The organism is Tumebacillus amylolyticus (genome assembly GCF_016722965.1).
GTDB classification, from domain to species: domain Bacteria; phylum Bacillota; class Bacilli; order Tumebacillales; family Tumebacillaceae; genus Tumebacillus; species Tumebacillus amylolyticus.
This window is the reverse complement of record NZ_JAEQNB010000010.1, coordinates 1-20215: the sequence shown is the minus strand read 5'-3', so window position 1 is coordinate 20215 and position 20215 is coordinate 1. Positions and strand designations below refer to the sequence as shown.

Below are 20215 nucleotides of genomic sequence, written 5' to 3'. Positions count from 1 at the left end.
GTCCGGCTCCCGCTTGAGGTCCGGCTCATTGCCACTCCCGCTATTTGACTGCATCTGTCGGCTTCGTGATAAACAGAAACACCGACTTGTCTCGTTCAAAATCCCAATCGACAAACAGGTCAATCACCCGCTTGCCGAGGATTGCTTCAAAGTGGTTGTTGTTGTGCAGGTAGTTTTTCTCAAGCGTCCGCTTGGCGAGCGCCAACGTTTCGCGGAAGCCGAGGCGAATCAATTCCTTCTCAATCGGAACGAGGATACCTTCCCGCAAGACGAGGAGCGTGCGCGGGTTGAGGACGAACGAAGAGATGGCCTCCGGAGTTTTCTGCACTTGGTGACTCAAGACGAGCAGTTCCTCGTGGAGATCGTCGCGTCCGTGGTAGGATTCTTCGGGGACAGGTTCCTTGGTGAACGATTCACGTCCGATCACATTGAACATGCCGGAGCGATTGTGCAAGTTCCAGTCGTAGTAGATCTCTTGGGCTTCGATCCCGGTCAAGATCTTCACATACGCTCGAATCTCCGGGAGGAGAAGTTGAATGAGCGAATCGCGGGTTTTCTCCACGATCTGTTCGTTGCCCTGTTCGTACAACACACGTTCCATCGGGGCGATGAAGTTGCGCAGGTACACGGTGATAAACGGGCCCGACATGGTGGTAAACACCGACTCCGGCCCTTTGCCGAAGTTCTCTCGGAACAACCGCCCGAAGAAACCGGACAAGTCCGCTTCGTACTCTTTGGTCTGCAAAAACATCTACCCCTTTTGGCTAAGGCGGCGGCTTCATGGTCCGCTGCCCACGTTTAGTTTACCATCATCCTTCCCTGTCCGGGGGGAAATGTACGGGGGATGGGGAAAAAAAGCCCGTTGAGAGCCTCGGGGGAGGGATTGAGACTAGGACTTTTTTTACAGGAGTTGAGGAGGTTTACTATAAAATTGGGGGTTGTTTTATGAGGGGATGGATTGGTAGGCTAGGGGTAGAAAACGGAGGTGAGACAAGATGAGTGAGAGTCAAGTGATGTTCCGCTCGGTGATGGAACGCTGCGACACGATGGAAGGTCATCTGCGCAATGACATGCTCGCATCGGAGAACCGACTGCGCGGTGAAATGACCGAAATGGAAGGTCGTTTGCGCGATGACATGGCGGCTTCGGAAGGTCGATTGCGCGGTGAGATGACCGACATGGAGGGTCGATTGCGCGGTGAGATGACCGACATGGAGGGTCGTCTGCGCGGCGAGATGACCGACATGGAGGGTCGTCTGCGTGGCGAGATGACCGACATGGAGGGTCGTCTGCGCGGCGAGATGACCGACATGGAAGGGCGCATCGTGGGTCAGCTTCGTGGCGAGATGTCTGAGATGGGGTCGCGGATTGATTCGAAGTTTGATCAGTTGATGATGTGGTTGGGTGAAGAGTTCCGGGCTTTGCGGTCGGAGATGGTGACGAAGGATGAGTTCATGGAACTTGCCGATGAAGTGATGAAAATTAAGTGGCAGGTGGAGAAACACGATTTGCAGATTCGCAGGTTTCGCAAAGGTCGTAAGAAATAACAAACCGACTAAACACCTCAAATTGAGATACTCGTTCCCCGTTTGATCAGTTCCCTTCCTGGGAAACTCGATCCAGTTAATTCCCCTTTTGTGTAGAAAAATCGAATACACCCTGACCGAATCTCATGGTGACATTCGGGCAGGGTGTATTTTTGTATGTTTTGAACCTTACTTGCGCTTGGCGATGTGCACCGCGACGCCGTCTGCATCGGCTGCGGCTTCCATCAGCACTTCGGAAAGTGACGGATGCGGATGCACCGTCAGATGGAAGTCCTCCAGTGTAGCTCCCATCTCGATGGCAAGCGTTGCTTCCCCGATCAACGTGGACGCATCAGGGCCGACGATGTGCACGCCGAGGACAACGCCTGTCTCACGCTCGGCCACGACCGAACAGAATCCATCCCCGTCGTTCGTCGTCAACGCACGGCCGTTCGCGGCAAATGGAAACTTGCCCGTTACGACTTCCATCCCCTGCTCCTTCGCCTGCGCTTCACTCAACCCGACCGTCGCAATCTCCGGATCGGTGAAGATCACCGCCGGAATCGCAATGGGGTCCATCTCGCTTGCATGACCCGCAATCGCTTCGGCGGCGACAATCGCTTCTTTGCTTGCTTTGTGAGCGAGCAACGGCCCGTGGGTGATGTCGCCGATGGCGAAGATCTTCGGATGCTTCGTGCGCATCTGCCCATCGGTCTCCAAGAGCCCGCGCGCGTCCGGAGCCAAGCCGACTTGCTCCAAGCCGAGCTCTTCGGTGTTCGGGCGGCGGCCTACGGTGACGAGCATTTTGTCGGCACGAAGGACTCGCGATTCGCCTGCGACTTCGACGGTGACGTGGAGCTGGCCTTCGCGGATCTCATAGCCTGAGGCGGCCGCTTGGGTGAGAATTTCCACTCCGATTTTTTTCAAGTTTTTCTTGACGATCTGCACCAGCGTCGGGTCGACGCCGGGCAGGAGGTTCGGACCCATTTCGATCACGGTGACTTGGCTGCCCAGTTTGGCATAGGCGGTGCCGAGTTCGAGACCGATGTAGCCGCCGCCGAGCACGAGCAGCGTCGGCGGGACTTCGGTCAAAGTGAGCGCTTCCGTAGACGAGAGGATGTACTCGCCGTCAAACGGGAAGGTCGGGAGTTGCACCGGGCGGGACCCGGTGGCGAGGATGCAGTGTTCAAATTTGAAATACTCCATCCCCGTCGACGTTTCTACGCCGATTCGGTTGTCTGCCATGATCACGGCGTTGCCGGACACGACGTTGACCCCGTTTGCTTTGAGCAGAGATTGCACGCCGCCGGTCAGTTTGTTGACGACGCCGTTTTTCCAAGTCTGCACTTGTTCCATGTCGACTTCGACGCCGGAGACCTTGATTCCCATGTGATCCGCTTTGAGGGCGGAGGCGGCCGTTTTTGCGGCGTGGATCAAGGCTTTGGACGGGATGCATCCCCGGTTGAGGCAGACGCCGCCGACGGTGTCTTTGTCGATCAGGGTGACGTCGAGGCCCAGTTGGGCGGCACGGATGGCGGCGACATACCCGCCGGGGCCGCCGCCGATGACGACGACTTCGGTTTCTACTGCGATATCTCCGACTACCATGTTAGTTCATCTCCAAGAACATGAGGTTCGGGTTTTCCAGCAGGCGTTTCATGTGGTTCGTGAAACGCACAGCCGTTGCGCCGTCGATAACTCGGTGGTCGAACGAGAGCGAGAGGTTCATCATCGAGCGGATGACGATTTCGCCGTTGCGCACGACCGGTTTTTCCTCGATTTTGTGGATGCCCAAGATGCCGACCTCCGGGTAGTTGAGGATCGGGGTGGCAAAAAGTCCGCCGATCGGGCCCATGTTGGAGATCGTGAAGGTCCCGCCCTTCATCTCAGCCAAGTCGAGGGTGCGGGCTTGGGTTTTGTCGACGAGGTGTTTGATTTCGGATGCGAGGTCGAGGATGCTTTTGCGGTCGACGTGTTTGACGACCGGGACGAGCAGGCCGTCCGGGGTGTCGACTGCGATTCCGATGTTGTAGTCTTTTTTCAGAACGATCTCACTTGCTGCGTCGTCCATGTGGGCGTTGAGGTACGGGTGGGCTTTGAGAGCCGAGACCAACGCTTTGAGGATGAACGGCAAGAACGTGAGTTTGACGTTGCGGTCGGTGAGCAGCGCGTTTGCCTGCTTGCGATAGGTGATCAGGTCGGTCATGTCCACATCGTCGAAAGCGGTGACGTGCGGCGCGGTGAAGGCGGATTGCACCATGCGGTTGGCGATGGTGCGGCGCAGACCGCGCAGCGGGACGCGTTCTTCGGTGCCCGGGGTACCCGGCGGGATGGCAATCGGGGCCGAGGTCGGTGCAGATGTGACCGGCGGGTTGTCGTAGGATGCGACGACTTCTTCGTGAACGTTTGGAGTCGTCGCGGTGGACGTGCCGCCTTGGTGGAAGAGTTGGAGATCTTCCTTGGTGATGCGACCTCCTTTGCCGGTGCCGGGGACGAGCTTCAGGTCAACTCCGAGTTCACGCGCGAGTTTTCGCGTGGCGGGAGTTGCGAGCGGGCGGCCGGCAGGGTGGGGTGGTTGCGCTCCGGCCTGCACGGCCTCGGCGGCGGAAGATTTTATCTTATCTGATGATAGATTATCGTTTCGGGAAGTCGTCGTGCCTGCGGCACTGGAGACATTACCTGCAGGTGTCGTGGTGCCTGCTGCACTGGAAACTTCGACCGCAGGCTCGACTCCTTTTTCGCCGAAGACGACGATGACGTCGCCGACGTAGGCGAGGTGACCGGCTTGGGCTTTGATTTCTAAGATCGTGCCGGTGGTCGGCGCAGGGAGTTCTACGAGCGCTTTGTCCGTTTGGACTTCGACAATCGGGTCGAACTCGCGGACGGTGTCACCGACGTTGACCAGCCAGCGGACGATCTCCGCTTCGTGGATGCCTTCGCCGACATCCGGCAATTTAAATGCGACGGTCATGCCTCAACACCTCCTCAGAAGTTCATCGCCTTGTCGATGCCATGCAAGATTCGCTTCGCATCCGGCGCAAAAATATCTTCCAGCGAGAACAACGGCTGCGGCGTGTCATACCCCGCGACCCGCACCACCGGTGCCTCTAAATACAAGAACGCTTCGTCTTGAATCACTGCGGCAATCTCCGCTCCAAGCCCCGCCGTTTTCGGCGCTTCATGGACGACGACGGCACGGCCGGTTTTTTTCACCGACTCGGCAATCGTCTCGCGGTCCAGCGGCGACAGCGTGCGCAGATCGACAACTTCCACATCCACGCCCTTCTCCGCCGCAGCCTTCGCAGCTTCCAGCGCCACGCGCAACATCGTCCCCCAGGCAAAAACGGACACATCTTTGCCCGGCTTCACGACATTGGCTTTGCCAAGCTCAACCGTATACCGCCCCTCCGGCACTTCCTCTCGAAAGGCGCGGTACATGCGCAACGGCTCCAAGAACAACACCGGGTCCGGATCGTCAATCGACGCCAGCAACAAGCCTTTGGCATCATATGGATTCGACGGACACACGACTTTGATCCCCGGCTGGTGTACAAAAAACGCCTCCGGCGAATCTCCATGCAACTCAGGGGCCCGAATCCCCGCCCCATACGGAGCGCGGATGACCATCGGGCAGGTAAAACGCCCTTGCGAACGCATCCGCACGCGCGAAACGTGCGCGACAATCTGCTCCATCGCCGGATAGATGAATCCAAAGAACTGAATTTCTGGAATCGGACGCATCCCGTTGACCGCTAAACCGACCGACGAACCGATGATGCCCGCCTCCGCAAGCGGCGTGTCCACGACACGGTGCGGACCGAATTCGCCCTGCAACCCTTCCGTCGCTCGGAAAACACCGCCGTTAACGCCGACGTCTTCGCCTAAAACAAGCACGCGCTCATCTTCGCGCAGGGCGACGCGCAGACCCTCTGTGATCGCTTGGATAATCGTCATCTTTGCCATGTCACTTCGCCCCTCCGTTTCCGTACAGACGGCGCACTTCGTCGCGCTGCTCGATCAAATCTTGCGGCAACTCCGCGTACGCGTAATCAAACAGACGGTCATGCGCAACGGACGGTGTGGCTTGCATCTCGTCGATGGCCGCTTGCACGTCGCCGTCGACTTTCGCCCACTCGGCGAGGTCTTGCTCTTCGCTCCAAACGCCGCGCTCGATCAGAATTTTTTTCACACGGTCGATCGGGTCTTTCGCTTTCCATTCTTCGACTTCCGACGCTTCCCGATAGCGGGTGTGGTCGTCGGCGGTCGTGTGCGAACCATAGCGGTAGGTCACAGCTTCGATAAAAGTCGGACCTTCACCGCGGCGCGCTTTGTCCGCCGCTTTTTTCACCGTTTCGTAGACGGCGAGAAGATCGTTGCCATCCACGCGCACACCTTCGACACCGTAGCCCGCCGCTTTTTCGGCGAGCGTTTCGACCGCCGTCTGCTTGGAGAGCGGGACGGAGATCGCGAAGCCGTTGTTCTGGCAGAAGATGATCACCGGCAGTTTGAACACGCCGGCGAAGTTCATCGCTTCGTGGAAGTCCCCTTCCGACGTCGCGCCGTCGCCGAGGAATCCGACGCTGACCACATCTTCGCCCTTGAGTTTCGAAGCCCACGCCGCACCTACCGCATGCGGAACTTGCGTCGCAATCGGCACCGACACGGGGAAGATATTCACGCCCTCCGGCGGCACACAGCCCTCCGGACGACCGTTCCAATAGAGAAAAATCGTACTCATCGGCAGCCCGTGTACGATGGAAACACCATGCTCACGGTACGTCGGGAACAACCAATCTCGTTTGTCTAACGCATATCCACAGCCGACCTGCGCGGCCTCCTGTCCTTCCAGCGGCGCGTACGTGCCGAGACGGCCCGTTCGCTGGAGATGGACAGCGCGACGGTCAAAGTGCCGGACCAAAATCATCGAGCGATACATGTCGAGGAGCAATTCGTTCGACAGCGTTTCGTGGGTAGCAGTCGGTTGTTGCTGTTCTGTCGGTTGCATAAGGTCCTCCCCCTTTGTCTGTAGAGAAAGCATCTAGATGCGTACGCTTTTCAAGTCCTTGACGCGAGCGATGCGCTCTTCTACGAGCGAGTCGGCCGCCAGCCAAGTCGGGATGTTTTGTTCCTTGGAATGCTTGTAGATCTGCAAGAGCATCTCGTAGATCGAGTTGGTTTTCGCCAGAACGCGCTCCGGCACATACCCTTTCATCTCGTCGGCGACTTGGATCAGGCCGCCTGCGTTGACGAGGTAATCCGGTGCGAACAGAATGCCGCGCTCATGAAGCATCGCCCCATGACGTTCCGGGTCGAGCATTTGGTTGTTCGCAGATCCCACGACCGCTTTGCAATTCAGGTTCGGAATCGTCTCGTCGTTGAGGATCGCCCCGAGCGCACACGGGATGAACATATCGACTTCCAGCCCATAGATATCATTCGGAGAAACCACGCCCAACATGTGGGCAGTCGGCGTTGCATCGACAACTGCGTCGAGGAACGGCTGGTACACGTCGGTGATGTACACGAGACCGCCCGCTTTTACGAGATGGTCCACGACCAAAGCGCCGACTTTGCCGACGCCTTGCACCGCAAACGTCTTGCCGGTCAGGTCTTCATGACCCCACAGCTCGCGAGCCGTCGCCCGAATGCCTTGGAAGATGCCGAGCGCCGTCGGGATCGCCGTGTTGCCCGAACCGCCGTACTCCAGCGGAAGCCCGACGAAGCGCGAAGATTCACGCTGCGAATGCACGAAGTCTTGCGGCGTCGTGCCCACGTCCGTACCGGTGTAAAAACGTCCGCCCAACCCTTCTACGAAGCGGCCGAACGCGCGGAACATCTCCGGCGTTTTGTCGGTGTGCGGGTCCCCGATGAGGACCGATTTGCCGCCGCCGTTGTCAACGTCCGCCACGCCGCATTTGTACGTCATGCCTCGGGACAAACGGAGCACATCAAAAAGTGCCTCCTGTTCGTCCGCATACGGACGCATCCGGCAACCGCCGAGCGCCGGGCCCATCACGGTGTTGTGAATCGCGACGATCGCTTTCAGGTTCGTACCGCGATGTTGGAAAAAGTGAATCTGTTCATGTCCGTACTTGGCCATTTCGTCGAAAATTCCCACTGCTACTACACCCCTTGTTGTCTATAAAAAAGATGATTGCCGGATCTCCTAGATTCGCTCAAATACGGAGGCCAACCCTTGCCCAACGCCGATGCACATCGTCGTGACGCCGTATCGATGACCTTCGCGCTTCATCTCATGTACGAGCGTCGTCACCATCCGTGCGCCCGTCGCCCCAAGCGGATGTCCCAGCGCGATGCCCCCGCCGTTCGGGTTGCATTTTTCCAAGTCGATGCCAAGTTCACGCGCACATGCGAGGACTTGCGCGGCAAACGCCTCGTTGACTTCGAACGTGTCGATCTGGTCGACCGACAAACCTGCGAGCTTCAGCGCTTTGCGAACGGCCGGAATCGGGCCGACGCCCATGATGCTCGGGTCAACGCCGGCCGCCGCTCCTGCGACGTAGCGAGCGAGCGGCTTCAAGCCGAGTTGCTCCGCTTTTTCACGAGACATGACGAGGAGCGCCGCTGCGCCGTCGTTGATGCCCGACGCGTTGCCAGCTGTGACGGAACCGCCCTCGCGGAACGCCGGCTTCAACTTCGCCAACTTCTCCATCGTCGAATCCCCGCGCGGATGCTCGTCGGTATCGATGACGATCGGATCGCCCTTGCGTTGCGGGATCGTGTACGGGACGATCTCGTCTTTGAATTTACCGTTTTGAATCGCGGCAACCGCTTTTTGTTGCGAAGAAAGCGCCAGCGCGTCTTGGTCTTCACGGGAAATTTCAAACTGCTCCGCGACGTTCTCCGCCGTTTCGCCCATCGAGTACGGATGATACATCTCGGCGAGCTTGGCGTTGGTAAAACGCCAGCCGATCGTCGTGTCAAACATCCGCATGTCCCCACGCGGGAAACCGCTTTCAGGCTTAGCCATGACAAACGGAGCGCGGGTCATCGACTCCACACCGCCCGCGATGAACACATCGCCTTCGCCTGCGAGCACGGCGCGCGCCGCTTGGTTGACCGCTTCCAGACCGGATGCACAGAGTCGGTTGACCGTCACGCCCGGCACGGTCGTCGGAAGTCCTGCGAGCAACAGCGACATGCGCGCCACGTTGCGGTTGTCTTCGCCAGCTTGGTTGGCACAGCCAAAAATCACATCGTCGATCAGCGCCGGATCGATTCCGGTGCGTTCGACGAGCGCACGGATGACGTGCGCTCCAAGGTCGTCAGGGCGCACGTCTTTGAACACGCCGTTGTAGCGGCCGATTGGAGTCCGGACCGCGTCGATGATTACCGCTTCACGCATTGACTTCCTCTCCCTTGTATCGATAAAACCCCTGTCCGACACGCACGCCGTAGCGCTTCGCCATCACGAGACGGCGGAGCAACGGAGCGGGACGATAGCGGTCTTCTCGCTGTTCGTCGTACACGCCTTGCAGCGTTGCGTACACTTGATCGAGACCGATGGCGTCCGCCCAAGCGAGCGGGCCGTGCGGGTAGTTCGTACCTAATTTCATCGCGATGTCGATGTCATCCGCCGTGGCGACGCCTTCGACCAGCGCCGTCACCGCTTCGTTCACGATCACTGCGACGAGGCGAGGCATCACCAGTCCGGCGCTGTCCTTCACCCATTCCACGTCTCGACCCAGTTCAGCCAAGACCGCTTCGACCGCTTTTTCTGCAAAAGCAGGGCTGTCCGCTTGCAGACCCACTGTCATCTCCAAGCATTGCACCCCGGAGAGCGGCGGTACAAATCCAAAACCGATCAAGCGCTCGGGATGTTGGCACCACGACGCGATCTCGGTCGCCGAGAGCGACATCGCCGAGACAAACAGCGGGGTCTGCTTCGGGATGCGGAATTCCAGATCGCGCATCACGCGGCGCTGGACTTCACGCTCCGACGTCAACGCGACAAAAAACGCGTCGTACGCCGCGAATTCCAACCGATAAAACTCGGACGCGAGATAGTCGAACGGTTTCTCGTTCCACGATTCCAGCGGACCCGGATGCAGGTATTTGTCAACGTCGTAGCCCTTCAATGACAACTCCTCAGCCAATTCCACCGCCACGGTGCCGTCGCCGAGGACGAGAACTTTTTTCCCCTTACTGGTCATAGCGGTAGAACCCCCTTCCGGTTTTGCGGCCGAAGTCGCCCGCATGCACCATGCGCTCTTGGATCGGGTTCGGACGGTAGCGTTGCTCTTCGTACGTCGCATGGTACACCGATTGCGAAACGGACAGATTGACGTCTATGCCGATCAAGTCCATCAATTCAAACGGCCCCATGCGGAAGTTGCCTTCCAAGCGTGCCAGTTTGTCGATCTGATCTTGGGTGGCGACGCCCTCTTGCACCAAGCGCAAGCCTTCTCCGTAGAAGCCCCGTGCCACACGGTTGACGATGAAGCCCGGCGTGTCGATGCACTTCGCGGTCGTCTTGCCAAGCGATTTGGCAAAAGCGTCCGCAAACGCGACCGCATCCGCGCCCGAATGCATGCCCGAGATCACCTCGACCAGTTTCATCAGCGGTGCCGGGTTGAAGAAATGCAGCCCGACCACCCGCTCCGGCGTTTTCAGTCCCCCGGCAATCGCCGTGACGGGAATCGAAGAGGTGTTCGAAGCAAGTACGGCATCGGACGGACAGATGACTTCGAGTTGGGAGAAGATCGAGCGTTTCAGTTCCAACTTCTCCGGCACCGCTTCGATGACGAGTGCGACGTCGTGCAGAGCGTCAAGAGTCGAGGTCGGCACGATGCGTCCGACGATCGATGCTGCGTCGCCGGCTGCCAGTTTGCCTTTTTGCTCCAACTTCTCCAAGCGGCCGCGAAGTCCGGACAGCGCTTTTTCCAACACGTCGTCGGTAATGTCGTAGAGGCGCACGGTGTAGCCCTTCTCGGCGGCGACTTGCGCGATGCCGATGCCCATCGTGCCCGCGCCAAGCACCGCGACGGGCCGGGTGGTGACCAGACGATTTGCCATCAATTTCACCTCAAGAAGTTATAGAGTAGCATTGCAGGAGCCCTGCATGTGCAGCGCTCCTGCTTGGAGGGACGTTATTTGCCTTTGAACTCCGGTGCGCGCTTCTCAAGGAAAGCGGTGACGCCTTCTTTGAAATCATAGCTGCGGCCGGCCATGCCTTGGTATTGTGCTTCCGTTTCCAGCACGGTCAGCAGGTCGCTGTCCGAACCTTGGTAGAGCGAACGCTTGGTCAGGCCGAGCGCGTAGGTTGCGCCTGCCGCGATTTTTTTCGCGAAGGTGCGGGTTGCTTCTTCCAACTGGTCGGCAGGGACGGTCTTGTTGACGAGGCCGATGCGCTCCGCTTCCGCTGCGTCGATGACGTCGCCGGTCAGCGCGAGTTCCATCGCTTTGCTCATGCCGACGAGTCGCGGCAGGAAGTACGAAGCGCCGGAGTCCGGCACGAGGCCGATCTTGCAGAACGCGATGGTGAACTTCGCTTTGTCGGACGCGATGCGCAGATCGCACGCCATGGCAAACGAAGCACCTGCACCTGCCGCCGCGCCGTTGACAGACGCGATGATCGGTTTGCGGATCATCTGCATCAGCGTAATCAGCGGGTTGTAGCGCTCACGGACATCGTGGGTGAGGTTGGCGCCGTTCAAGAAGTCGGCGCCCATGTTCAGGTCTTGGCCCGAGCAGAACGCGCGGCCCGTGCCGGTCAGCACGATGACGCGTACTGCATCGTCCGCTTCGGCACGCTTGAGAGCGGCGTACAGTTCGTCGCCCATGAGTTGGTTGTAGGCGTTCATGACGTCCGGACGGTTCAGCGCGATCGTCAAGACGCCGTCTTCGAGATGGTACAGGATGGTTTCGTACATGTGGCGAACTCCTCCTATTCCACGACTTCAGCGAACCAGAATTTCACGAGGCCGCCGGCGAACGATTGCAGGTCTTCGCCTGCCGCTTTGCTTTCCGGGGTCTTGAAGGACGCTTTGAGGGTGTCGAGGGATTCGAAGTACATTTGCGCCATGAGGTAGTATTCGGTTTCTCCGCCGCGCAGGTCGAAGAATTTATTGATTTCGGTCTTCACGAGACCGGGGGTCTTCGCGTTGAGTTCGAGGTGAGTCCCAAAGTAGTGGGCGTTGAAAGCTTCCAGATCTTCCGGGTGTTTGTAGACGGCGATCATTTTTACCATGTTGTAAGCAACCTCCTAAAGTTGTATAGGGTGAAGCGCTTTCAATCTTAGGTCTGAGTCCTGTCCTGTCCATTATATATGACGCTTTTCACAACATTCAACAATATTTCGTCATATCACGTATTTAGAACAGTATGACTTTTTCCAAAATGGGCAAGACTGGTGGCAGGAGGTGATCCTCATGACCCCCAAAAGACCCTTGGCTGTTCTCACCGCGATCTCCGGAAAACGCGTTTTGTTCGCCGCCGCTTGGTGTGCGGTCGTCGTGTTGGTGAATTTTTTGTTCGCTGAATTTGCGTACACGGTGTTGCATGCGTTTTGGCTGAGTTTGTTTTTGGTTGGATTTTTGCCCGTCTGGTTGGCGTGTTACGGGATGATGTTTGCGTCCAAATGGCTGTGGCGGGAGTTGTCGCTCGCCGTTTTCGGCGCCGTCTGCGTGGTGAGTTGGGCCTTGATGCATGAGATGGAGGGCGCACGCTATCGGTTGTTGATGGCGGTCACGTTCGGGTTGGTCGCCGTGTTTGCCATGACGGTGGGCTTCTGGACGGATCGACTGTTCCGCTCGCTGATTCGCGACCGCTTGCCCGGCAACAAAAACAAAAGCTACACCGGCTGACCAAAAAAGACCGCGCCCACAGGACACGGTCTTTTTTCTCATGCTCTTGTCTTTCTTCTTCCCTATTAGATGACAATTTTGCGCTCGCGCAGGTTTTCTTCCATGGCGGCGTTCATGTTCTCCAGGCATTCCATCGCTTCTTTGAATTGGCCTTTGTCTTTGTAGATGTCGCCGAGCAACGAGTAGGCTTTGACCAGTTCGCCGAACGCTTGGTGCGAGTTGTAGACGTCGATGCCTTCCTGGATCAAGGACGTTGCCGCTTCGAGGTCGCCGCGGACCGATTCGATTTGGCCTTTCATGCGGTTGACGTGCGCGCGCTCCAGCGTGCCTTCTTCGAAGTAACGCAGTGCTTTTTCGCAATGTTCGTAGGCGCTCTCCGCCTGCGAACCTTGGATCAAGATACGCGCCAGATCGCTGTGAACGAGTCCGATTTCGCGCTCGCAGCCGATTTCGCGGTATTCGGTCATGCAGGATTCGAGGATCGTGACCGCTTCGTCGAGTTGGCCGGTCTCGCCTTTGACGATGCCGTACTTCGCTTTGACGTCGATGGTGAGCTTCATGTTGTTCAGCGATTGGAAGATCGAGAGGGCGAACTGCGAGTATTCGGCCGCTTTTTCAAACTCGCCCATGTCGCGGTAGGTGAAACTCAGGTCGAGGTAGATGTCGCCGATTTGTTTGAAGTGGTGCGAACCCTCCAAGAGTTCGTTCGATTCACGGTAGTACGCAAGCGCTTCGGTGTATTCGCCGAGCTTGTAGTAGACGGAACCGAGGTTTTGCACGATCTTGGCGTGCAGGTAGAGTTCAGCCGGATGACCTTTTTTGATCATCTCGTGCGCTTTTTTCCAGTAGTGGATGGCGATCGGGTAGTTTTTCTCCAAGTACGACAGCTCGCCCAGTTGGTTGAGCACGAGCAGCGAGATCGTGTTGTCGTTGCGCGCCATCGCGGAGTCGAGAACGGTCTCGAAGCGCTCGGTTGCCGGCGCGTACTGCCCGGTGTGCAGGAAGCACTCGGCGATGTCGTAGGCCACGTCGATGGAAGATACGTGCGGAGACGGGTTGTTCTCCAATTCATGCAGCATCGGGATCGCTTTTTCGTATTCTTTGGTCGCCATGAGCGCTTTGGCGATTTTGTAGACGCTTACTTTCTCCATTTGTGTTTCGGTATCGGTCAAGAAATACTCAATCGGGGTGTCGAGCTTCTCCGCGATCGACGCCAACAGGTTGTGAGACGGATTCGCTTTGTCCGATTCGATCTGGGAAATCATCGACGGGGTGACGAGACCGGCGCTGAGGTCGGATTGGGTTAAGCCTTTGCGAATACGGAGTTCACGGATTTTTTGTCCTAAGGTCGCTTTCATAGCTGTCTCTCCTCCATTTTATCCAAATATTTATCTATGCAAGGGTGATTTTCGAGAGAATTCAATCTTCACTTACTCTTCAGGTTACTTGACTTCATTATAGCTCTCGTTAAACGAATGTCAACCGGACTGATATTTTCATTTTCGTCTACGTTGTTGTAAGGTTCCTCAAGCATTGTTATACTATTGACAGATTCCAACAAGATTTGTCAGGAGATGACACTTCTTCACCGCTCGTTTCTCAGCAAGAGGGAGGCGTGTTGTCCTTTGAATCATGAACTCACAGCCCCCTTGGGCGATCTGTTTCGCGAACGCCGCACGTTGCTTCGCATGACGATGCGCGAAGTGGCCGGCACCGAGCTGTCACCGACAGCCGTCAACAACATCGAGAAAGGCAAGATCAAGCCGACCGTCGAGACGATCCTCTATCTCTGCCGCGTGCTGGATCTGCCGCCAGAACAAGCCTTGATCCGCTTCCCGGACTTCACCAAGTCGGCCGCCGCTCTGTTTGAGATCGTGGACGATTGGATTTCGAAGCGCGAGTTTAGGCAAGCCCATACACTTTTGTTCGACATGTATTGGGTTGGAACGGAGCAGAAGTGCGAGCGTCTCCTCGGAGATGTGCAGTTTCGCTTGGGGCTCGTTTTTTTCCAACTCGGACGCTATGCGTGCGCTCGGGATTCGATGAACCAGGCCTACATATGCTACCTCGAACACAAAGTCATCGACAAGAAAATACAAGCCCTCTACCAAGCCGGCAACATCGAGCTCGCCGAGGGCAACACCAACGTCGCGATTGCGATGTACCGGCAAGCTCTCGTCGTCGTGAATCGGTATCTCCATGTCGATTCCTGTGTCGGCGAAATCCAGTACCAACTCGCGGCGGCTCATCTCCAGAACCTCGACTACCGCCTAGCGTTGCAAGCAAGCCGTGCGGCGGAGAACGTCTACCGCACGCTCGGTGTACACAGCGGGATTGCGCGCAGCGTGTTGCAACAAGCGGAGTTGCTGATGCAGATGTCCGCACTTCCGGAAGCGGAAGTATTGGCCACGGAGGCGTACTCGTACTTCGCAGAGCACGGAGACGTGCATCTCGCACGGGCCGCTCGAGTGCTCGGCGATCTCATGACCGCCTTGGAGCGGTATGACGAAGCGCACGCACACTTTGCCACGGGAGCCGAATTGCTTGGAGATACGGTCTCACGAGAGCGTTGGGCGCTCTCGTGCAGCATCGCGGAACTTTCCTTGCGTTTGCAGGACCTCCCGACGGCACGTTCCCAAGCCCAAGCGGCGCTTGCCATCTGTGACGGCGATCCGATTCGGCTGCGCGCAGAAGACCGAGCGCTCGCCTATCGACTCTTGGCGCGCTGCGACTTGCAAGCGGACGATGTCGCGGGGTATGTGCGTTTGATGCAAGCCGCGATTGCGGCGCTTACGACCGGCGGCTACGGAATCCAAGCCGCGCTCCTCCAGACCGAACTGGCGGACGAGACGAACGACTGGGACTTGTTGCGCGAGGCGAGCAGGACACTGCGCTTTTTGCAAAAAAGACCCCGTTGAACACGTATGACGGAGAATCACCCGGAAGCGGGTTGATTCTCTTTTTTTGCATGTGCTGTAAACCCACTTCGTAGACGAATAGACAGTTAGTTCATGTAATTCCATTTACACTGTACTATACTGCTTACTCTCGTACAATGGGGGTCTGGTAAAAATAGTGAAAAAGACCTAGACGTGTCTGGGACTTTAAACCCTTTAGACCTATTTGGGTCTTTGTAAGACTAGAATAAATTTAGAGTGAACCAAAACTGCAGATCTTCTAAAATAATATAAGATTACGATGTCTTCACATGTTCGGTCAACTATCCGAAAGTACTGTTCGCACAATGTTAAAGAAGGCTGAAGATATGGTTCGACACAATTCTACCCTTTGACATAAAATTAATGGATTAAAGCAAGTGTCCTAGGTTTAATTTTGTTCACAAAATTCCATAAGACGTGTTATACTGGAAACTAGATCGTACTCTGTGTACGGGAGGGGGAATGAAGATGGAACAAACCTCAAAGTTAGGTAAGAAACTGCGCGAGATGCGTCTGCAGAAGAAATGGACGTTAAACGAATTGTCGCAACGCGCTGGGCTGTCGATCAGCCACATCTCTTCGTTGGAGCGCGGCACGCGAAACAAGCCGTCCATGGCGGTCGTACGCAAGTTGGCCAATGCACTGCAGGTGCCGATTCATCATTTGGACGAGACCTATTTGGGCGACCAAGACCTCTACTCCGAGGCAGACCTGATCTTGTCGCGGTTCGCACCTGATACTCAGGCGTTCCTGCTCCAAGAAGAGTCCATTCCTTACGTATTGTTTGCCAAGCAACTCTATGATGCGAGAAACAACGAGCGCGGTATCATCAAGGCTCTCCACGAGTTCTTGGAAGCGATCCATAACGCCGGTCATCCGGCAGGCGAGCCTGTCGAAGATGACACGAAAGAACCCACGACGTCGTATTAAACGTCGTGGGTTTTTTTGTCGTTTTTTGACTTCTTTTTAATACGCTTGTCGCCGAGGTATTCTTGGACCATGTGGCCGTCCCGATCCAACACAACGTGCGCGGTGAACGCCATGCGATCTCGGACGCGATACGCGAGGTCCGCCACATCCAAGCGGACGCCGCCGTCCTCCTCCGGATGCGCTTCGATGTGCAGATGGCGGGCAAACCATTTGAAGACGCGGTAGATTTCCGACTGCGCTTCTGCCGCTTGCAACCATGTCGGTTGGATGTCGAGATGACGATTCCTGTCGAACGAGCTTTCGACAAGAATCCCCTTGGTGAGATGCGCCGTTCCGACATGAAATCCGCGAACCGTGTCGACGACCAACTTCCAGCGCAACAGTCCCAGCGTTGGGATGACGCTCATTCGTTGGATGCTTTCTCCTGCGAATTTCCGGCGAACTTTGCCTCGCAAGTTCAGTTGGATGAGGACGCGGAGCACGAGGTAGACGAATGTCGGGATCATCGTATACGCAAGCACTTCTTGCGGCGTTGATTCTTGCGACCAGAGGTAGATACCCCACGCGCCGATCGCCCACAGGACGAGGTCGACGATGGCGAGGATGTCCCAGCCGATTCGTTTGCCGGTCAGGGGCCAGAACGCGACGGTCCCGTATGTAGTCAGCAAGTCCATCCCGACATGCACGAGCACACCCGTAAAACTCCAGAACCAGATCAACCCGAAGTGTCCGGGGAAAAAGGGCATCAAGAGCAAGGCAAACAGCGTCGGCCAGAGAAACCACGCCGGGATGGAGTGCGTAATGCCGCGGTGATGGCGCAAGTAGGCGACTTCTCCCCTCAGCATGCGGATCACAAAATCAAAGTCCGGCGCCTGCGACCCCAGTGCCGTCGCCCAGATTACGGCGCTTTGGGCCGTCGGGTCTTGGGCCAGCGTGGGATCGGTGCTCGCCAGCGCATACAACGCGAGTCCGTGCAGGGCGTGTGTGATGTTGTCCATCCGGGGAGCTCCCTTCCCTTTTAGGTAGTAGTGTGCCACGAATTGCAAAAAAAGACCCGGGGATGTGTACCCGGGTCTTTTTTGTAGCTGGTGGAGATTATTTCGCCGGCGTGGTGGTGCCGCCGGTTGCCGGAGTTTCGGTACCGCCTGCTGCGCCGCCAGCGGTCGGATCAACGGTCGGCGGGTTGAGGATGTCTTTGTACTCTGCACGGTTGATGGTGATTTTTTCCTTCGTGTAGAGTTCCTTCATCAGATCGGTGTACGGAGTTGCTTTTTGATCCTTGAGGGTCGAGGTGATTTTGTCCTTGGACTCTTCGAGGGTCGGGATCTTCGCGTCGATGTGTTCCACGACTTGGATGATGTGGTAGCCGAATTCGGATTTGACCGGACCGACGATGTCGTTGGTTTTCGCTGCGAATGCTGCGGTTTCAAATTCCGGAACCATGGCGCCTTTGCCGAAGGTGCCGAGGTCGCCGCCTTTGTCCTTGGAGCCCGGGTCTTCGGAGTTTTCCTTCGCGAGCTTCTCGAAGTCAGCCGGGTTGGCTTTCAGCTTGTCGTAGAGTTCCTTCGCTTTTGCTTCATCCTTCACGAGGATGTGGCGCGCGTGGACTTGCTCTGCGGTGCCGAGGGATTCTTTGTTTTTATCGTAGTAGTCTTTGACTTCTTGGTCGGAGATCGTGACGTCCTTGGTTGCGATCTTCTTCGCGGTCAGAGACGACTTGATGTCTGCGCGGATGTCTTCTTTGGTCATGTTGTAGTCTTTGAGCGCTTGGTCGAACTTGGCTTGGTCGCCGCCGAAGCGTTCTTTCAAGAAGTTCGCGAGTTCGTCGTCCACTTCTTTGTCGGTGACTTCAAGCTTGAGTTGCTTCGCTTGGTCGAGAACGACTTTGTCATCGATCATTTTCTTGAGGATGTCCTTGCCTTGGGATTGCTCCAGTTTCGCATGGAAATCCTTCGCGGTGATCTTGTCGCTGCCAATTACTGCTACCGCTTGTTCAGTGCCGGCGAAGAACCATACGCCGCCCACGATCACTGCGCCTGCAACTACGCCTGCGATCAGCTGTTTCATAAGATTTGACCCTCCCTGGTATGTTACCCGTGCTCCCGAGTTGTGAAGGAGACGAGTATTGTTTTTAATTTACTTTTACTAAAAAGTCTTCTTCATTACCTACACTCTCGTATAATACCACAGAATGATAGGATTGTCCTTTTTTTCGAACAAATTTTCACACACTTCGACTCACAGTTTCTGTCTGTCGGCGGGTGGAGAGCAGCCCGAACGCGATGTAGCACAGCAACATCCCGGCAACCGACCACGCAAAACATTCACGTCCGTACACCGAGATCAACGACCCGGTCAGGGCCGGTCCGAGCAGCGAGCCGACGCCGTAGAGCATCGTGTAGAGGACATTCGCCGTTGCGACGTCTTGGCGGGGGAACACGTCCCCGAGGCAGGCCAGGCCGAGAGAGTAGAACGAGCCGAGTGCTCCGCCTGCGAAGAACAGGAGGAAATACAGCGTCCCTATGCCAAGGCTTGTCCCAAGCGGAATCAGCAAGAACGTCAGCAACCCGATCAGAGACGCCAGCAACAGCGCGACACGGCGGCCCTTACGGTCGGACAGCCAGCCGAGCGGAAACTGGAATGCGACGCTGCCTACGATGAAAACGGTCAGTCCGAACGCGATGGCTTCATTGGAGAGGCCGACGCGAGACCCGTAAATCGGGAAATCGCCGACCAGCGCGCCGTCGAGGTAACCGTACACGAACGAGGCTCCCATCGCAAACGGCGCCACCCAAAGCAACCGCCAAAAACGCCTCAGTCCGCTGTCGCTGCCCTCCGCGTGTGCTTCTAAACGACCGTCTTGGTCAGACAGGCGGTAGATGAGGACATACGGGAGTGCATACAGTCCTGCGCAGAGTAAGAACGGTGCGTAGATCGAGAACTGGAGCAAGTTGATTCCCTGCGGACCCAGCAACATCCCGATCGCGATGGACAGTCCGTAGAAGCCAAACACGCGACCACGGTTGTCATTGGTAAGGATGGTATTCAGCCAAATCTCCGTTGCCACGTACAAACCTGTCAACGAAAGACCTAACAACAAGCGCAGGATCAGCCAGACAAGCGTGTTGTCCAAGATTGGAAACAGGATGGTCAGCAACGTGGTGATGACGATGCTTCCCAGCACCGTGCGTCGCGCACCAAAGCGGCGCACGACAGGCTCGACCAAGGGGGAAGCTACGATGAAACCGAAGTAAAGAGCCGTGGTACCGAGACCGTTTACGAACGGGGAGATACCGCGACGTTCTAAGAGCAACGCCAACAGGGGGACAAGTAATCCCTGTGATAAGCCGACGACCGAAATGGAGACGAGGATGGCGACGAGACGACGACGCATACGATAGACCTCCTCTACTCCAAGATACACAAAACGCGGTCAGGCTCAGAAGAACCTGACCGCGCTTGTTCAACACGTCATTGTGGTCGGAACACAGAGATTCGAACTCTGGACCTCTCGCTCCCAAGGCGAGCGCGCTACCAGGCTGCGCTATGTTCCGATAAAGATAATGGGTGGTGGGCCCACCAGGACTCGAACCTGGGACCAACCGGTTATGAGCCGGCCGCTCTAACCAACTGAGCTATAGGCCCGAAATACGATGATGGAGCGGAAGACGGGATTCGAACCCGCGACCCTCGCCTTGGCAAGGCGATGCTCTACCCCTGAGCCACTTCCGCATGAGAACAAGATTTATAGTACCATGCGCTTAGAGCTGATGCAAGTGCAATTTCTTGGAAGACCTGTCGAATTCAAGTTGGCACGCATTCGACCAAAAACTCTCCCTCCGTTACGGAGGGAGGATTTCCGTCTCTTGCATTTGCCTCGCGACGTCCTACTCTCCCGGGACCCTGCGGTCCAAGTACCATCGGCGCTGGAAAGCTTAACTTCTGTGTTCGGGATGGGAACAGGTGTGACCTTTCCGCCATCATCACGAGACAT

At 56.8% G+C, this 20215-nt stretch carries 19 protein-coding genes, 3 tRNA genes and 1 rRNA gene; 4 read left to right on the top strand and 19 right to left on the bottom strand.

The window, feature by feature from the left end; translation table 11 throughout:
• Window positions 1-40: 40 nt before the first annotated feature.
• On the bottom strand, window positions 41-745 hold the full coding sequence (locus tag JJB07_RS22060) for a Na-translocating system protein MpsC family protein (RefSeq protein WP_236588314.1): 705 nt from the start codon (window positions 743-745) through the stop codon (window positions 41-43).
• Window positions 746-995: 250 nt separating this feature from the next.
• On the opposite strand from JJB07_RS22060, the gene JJB07_RS22055 reads away from it, so the two are divergent.
• The gene (locus JJB07_RS22055; protein ID WP_201638279.1) at window positions 996-1547 is read left to right on the top strand and encodes a hypothetical protein; all 552 of its coding nucleotides are present in this window, start codon (window positions 996-998) and stop codon (window positions 1545-1547) included.
• Between the two features lie 168 nt (window positions 1548-1715).
• Here JJB07_RS22055 and lpdA read toward each other — a convergent pair whose 3' ends face one another.
• From lpdA to JJB07_RS22005, 10 genes are all read right to left on the bottom strand, one after another.
• Window positions 1716-3134: a dihydrolipoyl dehydrogenase gene (gene lpdA / locus JJB07_RS22050; RefSeq protein ID WP_201638278.1), complete on the bottom strand. Its 1419-nt coding sequence runs from the start codon at window positions 3132-3134 to the stop codon at window positions 1716-1718.
• 1 nt (window position 3135) lies between these two features.
• Complete coding sequence (locus tag JJB07_RS22045; protein ID WP_201638277.1) at window positions 3136-4497, bottom strand: dihydrolipoamide acetyltransferase family protein; 1362 nt, start codon at window positions 4495-4497, stop codon at window positions 3136-3138.
• A gap of 14 nt (window positions 4498-4511) precedes the next feature.
• A complete protein-coding gene (locus JJB07_RS22040) occupies window positions 4512-5489 on the bottom strand; it encodes an alpha-ketoacid dehydrogenase subunit beta (protein ID WP_201638276.1) in 978 nt (325 codons plus the stop codon).
• Window position 5490: 1 nt separating this feature from the next.
• Complete coding sequence (gene pdhA, locus JJB07_RS22035; protein ID WP_236588313.1) at window positions 5491-6531, bottom strand: pyruvate dehydrogenase (acetyl-transferring) E1 component subunit alpha; 1041 nt, start codon at window positions 6529-6531, stop codon at window positions 5491-5493.
• A gap of 33 nt (window positions 6532-6564) precedes the next feature.
• The gene (locus JJB07_RS22030) at window positions 6565-7644 is read right to left on the bottom strand and encodes a Leu/Phe/Val dehydrogenase (protein ID WP_347338388.1); all 1080 of its coding nucleotides are present in this window, start codon (window positions 7642-7644) and stop codon (window positions 6565-6567) included.
• Window positions 7645-7692: 48 nt separating this feature from the next.
• Window positions 7693-8892, bottom strand: coding sequence for a thiolase family protein (locus tag JJB07_RS22025; protein ID WP_201638274.1), 1200 nt, complete (start codon window positions 8890-8892; stop codon window positions 7693-7695).
• Window positions 8885-9700 carry a 3-hydroxyacyl-CoA dehydrogenase family protein gene (locus JJB07_RS22020; protein WP_201638273.1) on the bottom strand — a complete coding sequence of 272 codons (816 nt, stop codon included), beginning with the start codon at window positions 9698-9700 and terminating at the stop codon, window positions 8885-8887. Before JJB07_RS22020 ends, JJB07_RS22025 begins: the two co-directional genes overlap by 8 nt.
• Complete coding sequence (locus tag JJB07_RS22015; protein WP_201638272.1) at window positions 9690-10562, bottom strand: 3-hydroxyacyl-CoA dehydrogenase NAD-binding domain-containing protein; 873 nt, start codon at window positions 10560-10562, stop codon at window positions 9690-9692. The genes JJB07_RS22020 and JJB07_RS22015 overlap by 11 nt, the downstream gene beginning before the upstream one ends.
• Before the next feature lie 74 nt (window positions 10563-10636).
• Entirely contained in the window at window positions 10637-11419 is a 783-nt protein-coding gene (locus JJB07_RS22010) for an enoyl-CoA hydratase-related protein (protein WP_201638271.1), read from the bottom strand.
• Between the two features lie 14 nt (window positions 11420-11433).
• On the bottom strand, window positions 11434-11736 hold the full coding sequence (locus JJB07_RS22005; protein ID WP_201638270.1) for an EthD family reductase: 303 nt from the start codon (window positions 11734-11736) through the stop codon (window positions 11434-11436).
• A 181-nt stretch (window positions 11737-11917) separates the two neighbouring features.
• Between JJB07_RS22005 and JJB07_RS22000 the strand changes: the two genes are divergently transcribed.
• Window positions 11918-12352: a hypothetical protein gene (locus tag JJB07_RS22000; protein ID WP_201638269.1), complete on the top strand. Its 435-nt coding sequence runs from the start codon at window positions 11918-11920 to the stop codon at window positions 12350-12352.
• Window positions 12353-12417: 65 nt separating this feature from the next.
• On the opposite strand, the gene JJB07_RS21995 is transcribed toward JJB07_RS22000, so the two are convergent.
• The gene (locus JJB07_RS21995) at window positions 12418-13710 is read right to left on the bottom strand and encodes a tetratricopeptide repeat protein (RefSeq protein WP_201638268.1); all 1293 of its coding nucleotides are present in this window, start codon (window positions 13708-13710) and stop codon (window positions 12418-12420) included.
• A 267-nt stretch (window positions 13711-13977) separates the two neighbouring features.
• Here JJB07_RS21995 and JJB07_RS21990 point away from each other — a divergent pair, with 267 nt between their 5' ends.
• Window positions 13978-15270, top strand: a complete 1293-nt coding sequence (locus JJB07_RS21990) for a helix-turn-helix domain-containing protein (protein WP_201638267.1) — start codon at window positions 13978-13980, stop codon at window positions 15268-15270.
• A gap of 489 nt (window positions 15271-15759) precedes the next feature.
• Window positions 15760-16221 carry a helix-turn-helix domain-containing protein gene (locus tag JJB07_RS21985; RefSeq protein ID WP_201638266.1) on the top strand — a complete coding sequence of 154 codons (462 nt, stop codon included), beginning with the start codon at window positions 15760-15762 and terminating at the stop codon, window positions 16219-16221.
• On the opposite strand, the gene JJB07_RS21980 is transcribed toward JJB07_RS21985, so the two are convergent.
• The 7 genes from JJB07_RS21980 to rrf all read right to left on the bottom strand — a co-directional run bounded on the left by JJB07_RS21980 (window position 16218) and on the right by rrf (window position 20212).
• Window positions 16218-17219 (bottom strand): metal-dependent hydrolase, encoded by a 1002-nt coding sequence (locus JJB07_RS21980; RefSeq protein WP_201638265.1) that lies wholly within the window; start codon window positions 17217-17219, stop codon window positions 16218-16220. The two genes, JJB07_RS21985 and JJB07_RS21980, sit on opposite strands and share 4 nt — an antisense overlap.
• Before the next feature lie 97 nt (window positions 17220-17316).
• On the bottom strand, window positions 17317-18288 hold the full coding sequence (locus JJB07_RS21975) for a foldase protein PrsA (RefSeq protein WP_201638264.1): 972 nt from the start codon (window positions 18286-18288) through the stop codon (window positions 17317-17319).
• Between the two features lie 157 nt (window positions 18289-18445).
• The gene (locus JJB07_RS21970) at window positions 18446-19615 is read right to left on the bottom strand and encodes an MFS transporter (protein ID WP_201638263.1); all 1170 of its coding nucleotides are present in this window, start codon (window positions 19613-19615) and stop codon (window positions 18446-18448) included.
• Between the two features lie 83 nt (window positions 19616-19698).
• Window positions 19699-19775: transfer RNA gene (locus JJB07_RS21965), tRNA-Pro, on the bottom strand.
• Window positions 19776-19789: 14 nt separating this feature from the next.
• Window positions 19790-19866, bottom strand: a tRNA-Ile gene (locus tag JJB07_RS21960).
• Window positions 19867-19878: 12 nt separating this feature from the next.
• Window positions 19879-19953: transfer RNA gene (locus JJB07_RS21955), tRNA-Gly, on the bottom strand.
• Between the two features lie 142 nt (window positions 19954-20095).
• A 5S ribosomal RNA gene (gene rrf / locus JJB07_RS21950) occupies window positions 20096-20212 on the bottom strand.
• Between the last annotated feature and the right edge of the window lie 3 nt (window positions 20213-20215).

Excerpts from the sequence above, each read along its gene's own strand:
- JJB07_RS22055 (WP_201638279.1), top strand. The coding sequence starts at position 996 with ATGAGTGAGAGTCAAGTGATGTTCCGCTCGGTGATGGAACGCTGCGAC.
- lpdA (WP_201638278.1), bottom strand. The coding sequence starts at position 3,134 with ATGGTAGTCGGAGATATCGCAGTAGAAACCGAAGTCGTCGTCATCGGC.
- JJB07_RS22045 (WP_201638277.1), bottom strand. The coding sequence starts at position 4,497 with ATGACCGTCGCATTTAAATTGCCGGATGTCGGCGAAGGCATCCACGAA.
- JJB07_RS22040 (WP_201638276.1), bottom strand. The coding sequence starts at position 5,489 with ATGGCAAAGATGACGATTATCCAAGCGATCACAGAGGGTCTGCGCGTC.
- pdhA (WP_236588313.1), bottom strand. The coding sequence starts at position 6,531 with ATGCAACCGACAGAACAGCAACAACCGACTGCTACCCACGAAACGCTG.
- JJB07_RS22025 (WP_201638274.1), bottom strand. The coding sequence starts at position 8,892 with ATGCGTGAAGCGGTAATCATCGACGCGGTCCGGACTCCAATCGGCCGC.
- JJB07_RS22020 (WP_201638273.1), bottom strand. The coding sequence starts at position 9,700 with ATGACCAGTAAGGGGAAAAAAGTTCTCGTCCTCGGCGACGGCACCGTG.
- JJB07_RS22015 (WP_201638272.1), bottom strand. The coding sequence starts at position 10,562 with ATGGCAAATCGTCTGGTCACCACCCGGCCCGTCGCGGTGCTTGGCGCG.
- JJB07_RS22010 (WP_201638271.1), bottom strand. The coding sequence starts at position 11,419 with ATGTACGAAACCATCCTGTACCATCTCGAAGACGGCGTCTTGACGATC.
- JJB07_RS22005 (WP_201638270.1), bottom strand. The coding sequence starts at position 11,736 with ATGGTAAAAATGATCGCCGTCTACAAACACCCGGAAGATCTGGAAGCT.
- JJB07_RS22000 (WP_201638269.1), top strand. The coding sequence starts at position 11,918 with ATGACCCCCAAAAGACCCTTGGCTGTTCTCACCGCGATCTCCGGAAAA.
- JJB07_RS21995 (WP_201638268.1), bottom strand. The coding sequence starts at position 13,710 with ATGAAAGCGACCTTAGGACAAAAAATCCGTGAACTCCGTATTCGCAAA.
- JJB07_RS21985 (WP_201638266.1), top strand. The coding sequence starts at position 15,760 with ATGGAACAAACCTCAAAGTTAGGTAAGAAACTGCGCGAGATGCGTCTG.
- JJB07_RS21980 (WP_201638265.1), bottom strand. The coding sequence starts at position 17,219 with ATGGACAACATCACACACGCCCTGCACGGACTCGCGTTGTATGCGCTG.
- JJB07_RS21975 (WP_201638264.1), bottom strand. The coding sequence starts at position 18,288 with ATGAAACAGCTGATCGCAGGCGTAGTTGCAGGCGCAGTGATCGTGGGC.
- JJB07_RS21970 (WP_201638263.1), bottom strand. The coding sequence starts at position 19,615 with ATGCGTCGTCGTCTCGTCGCCATCCTCGTCTCCATTTCGGTCGTCGGC.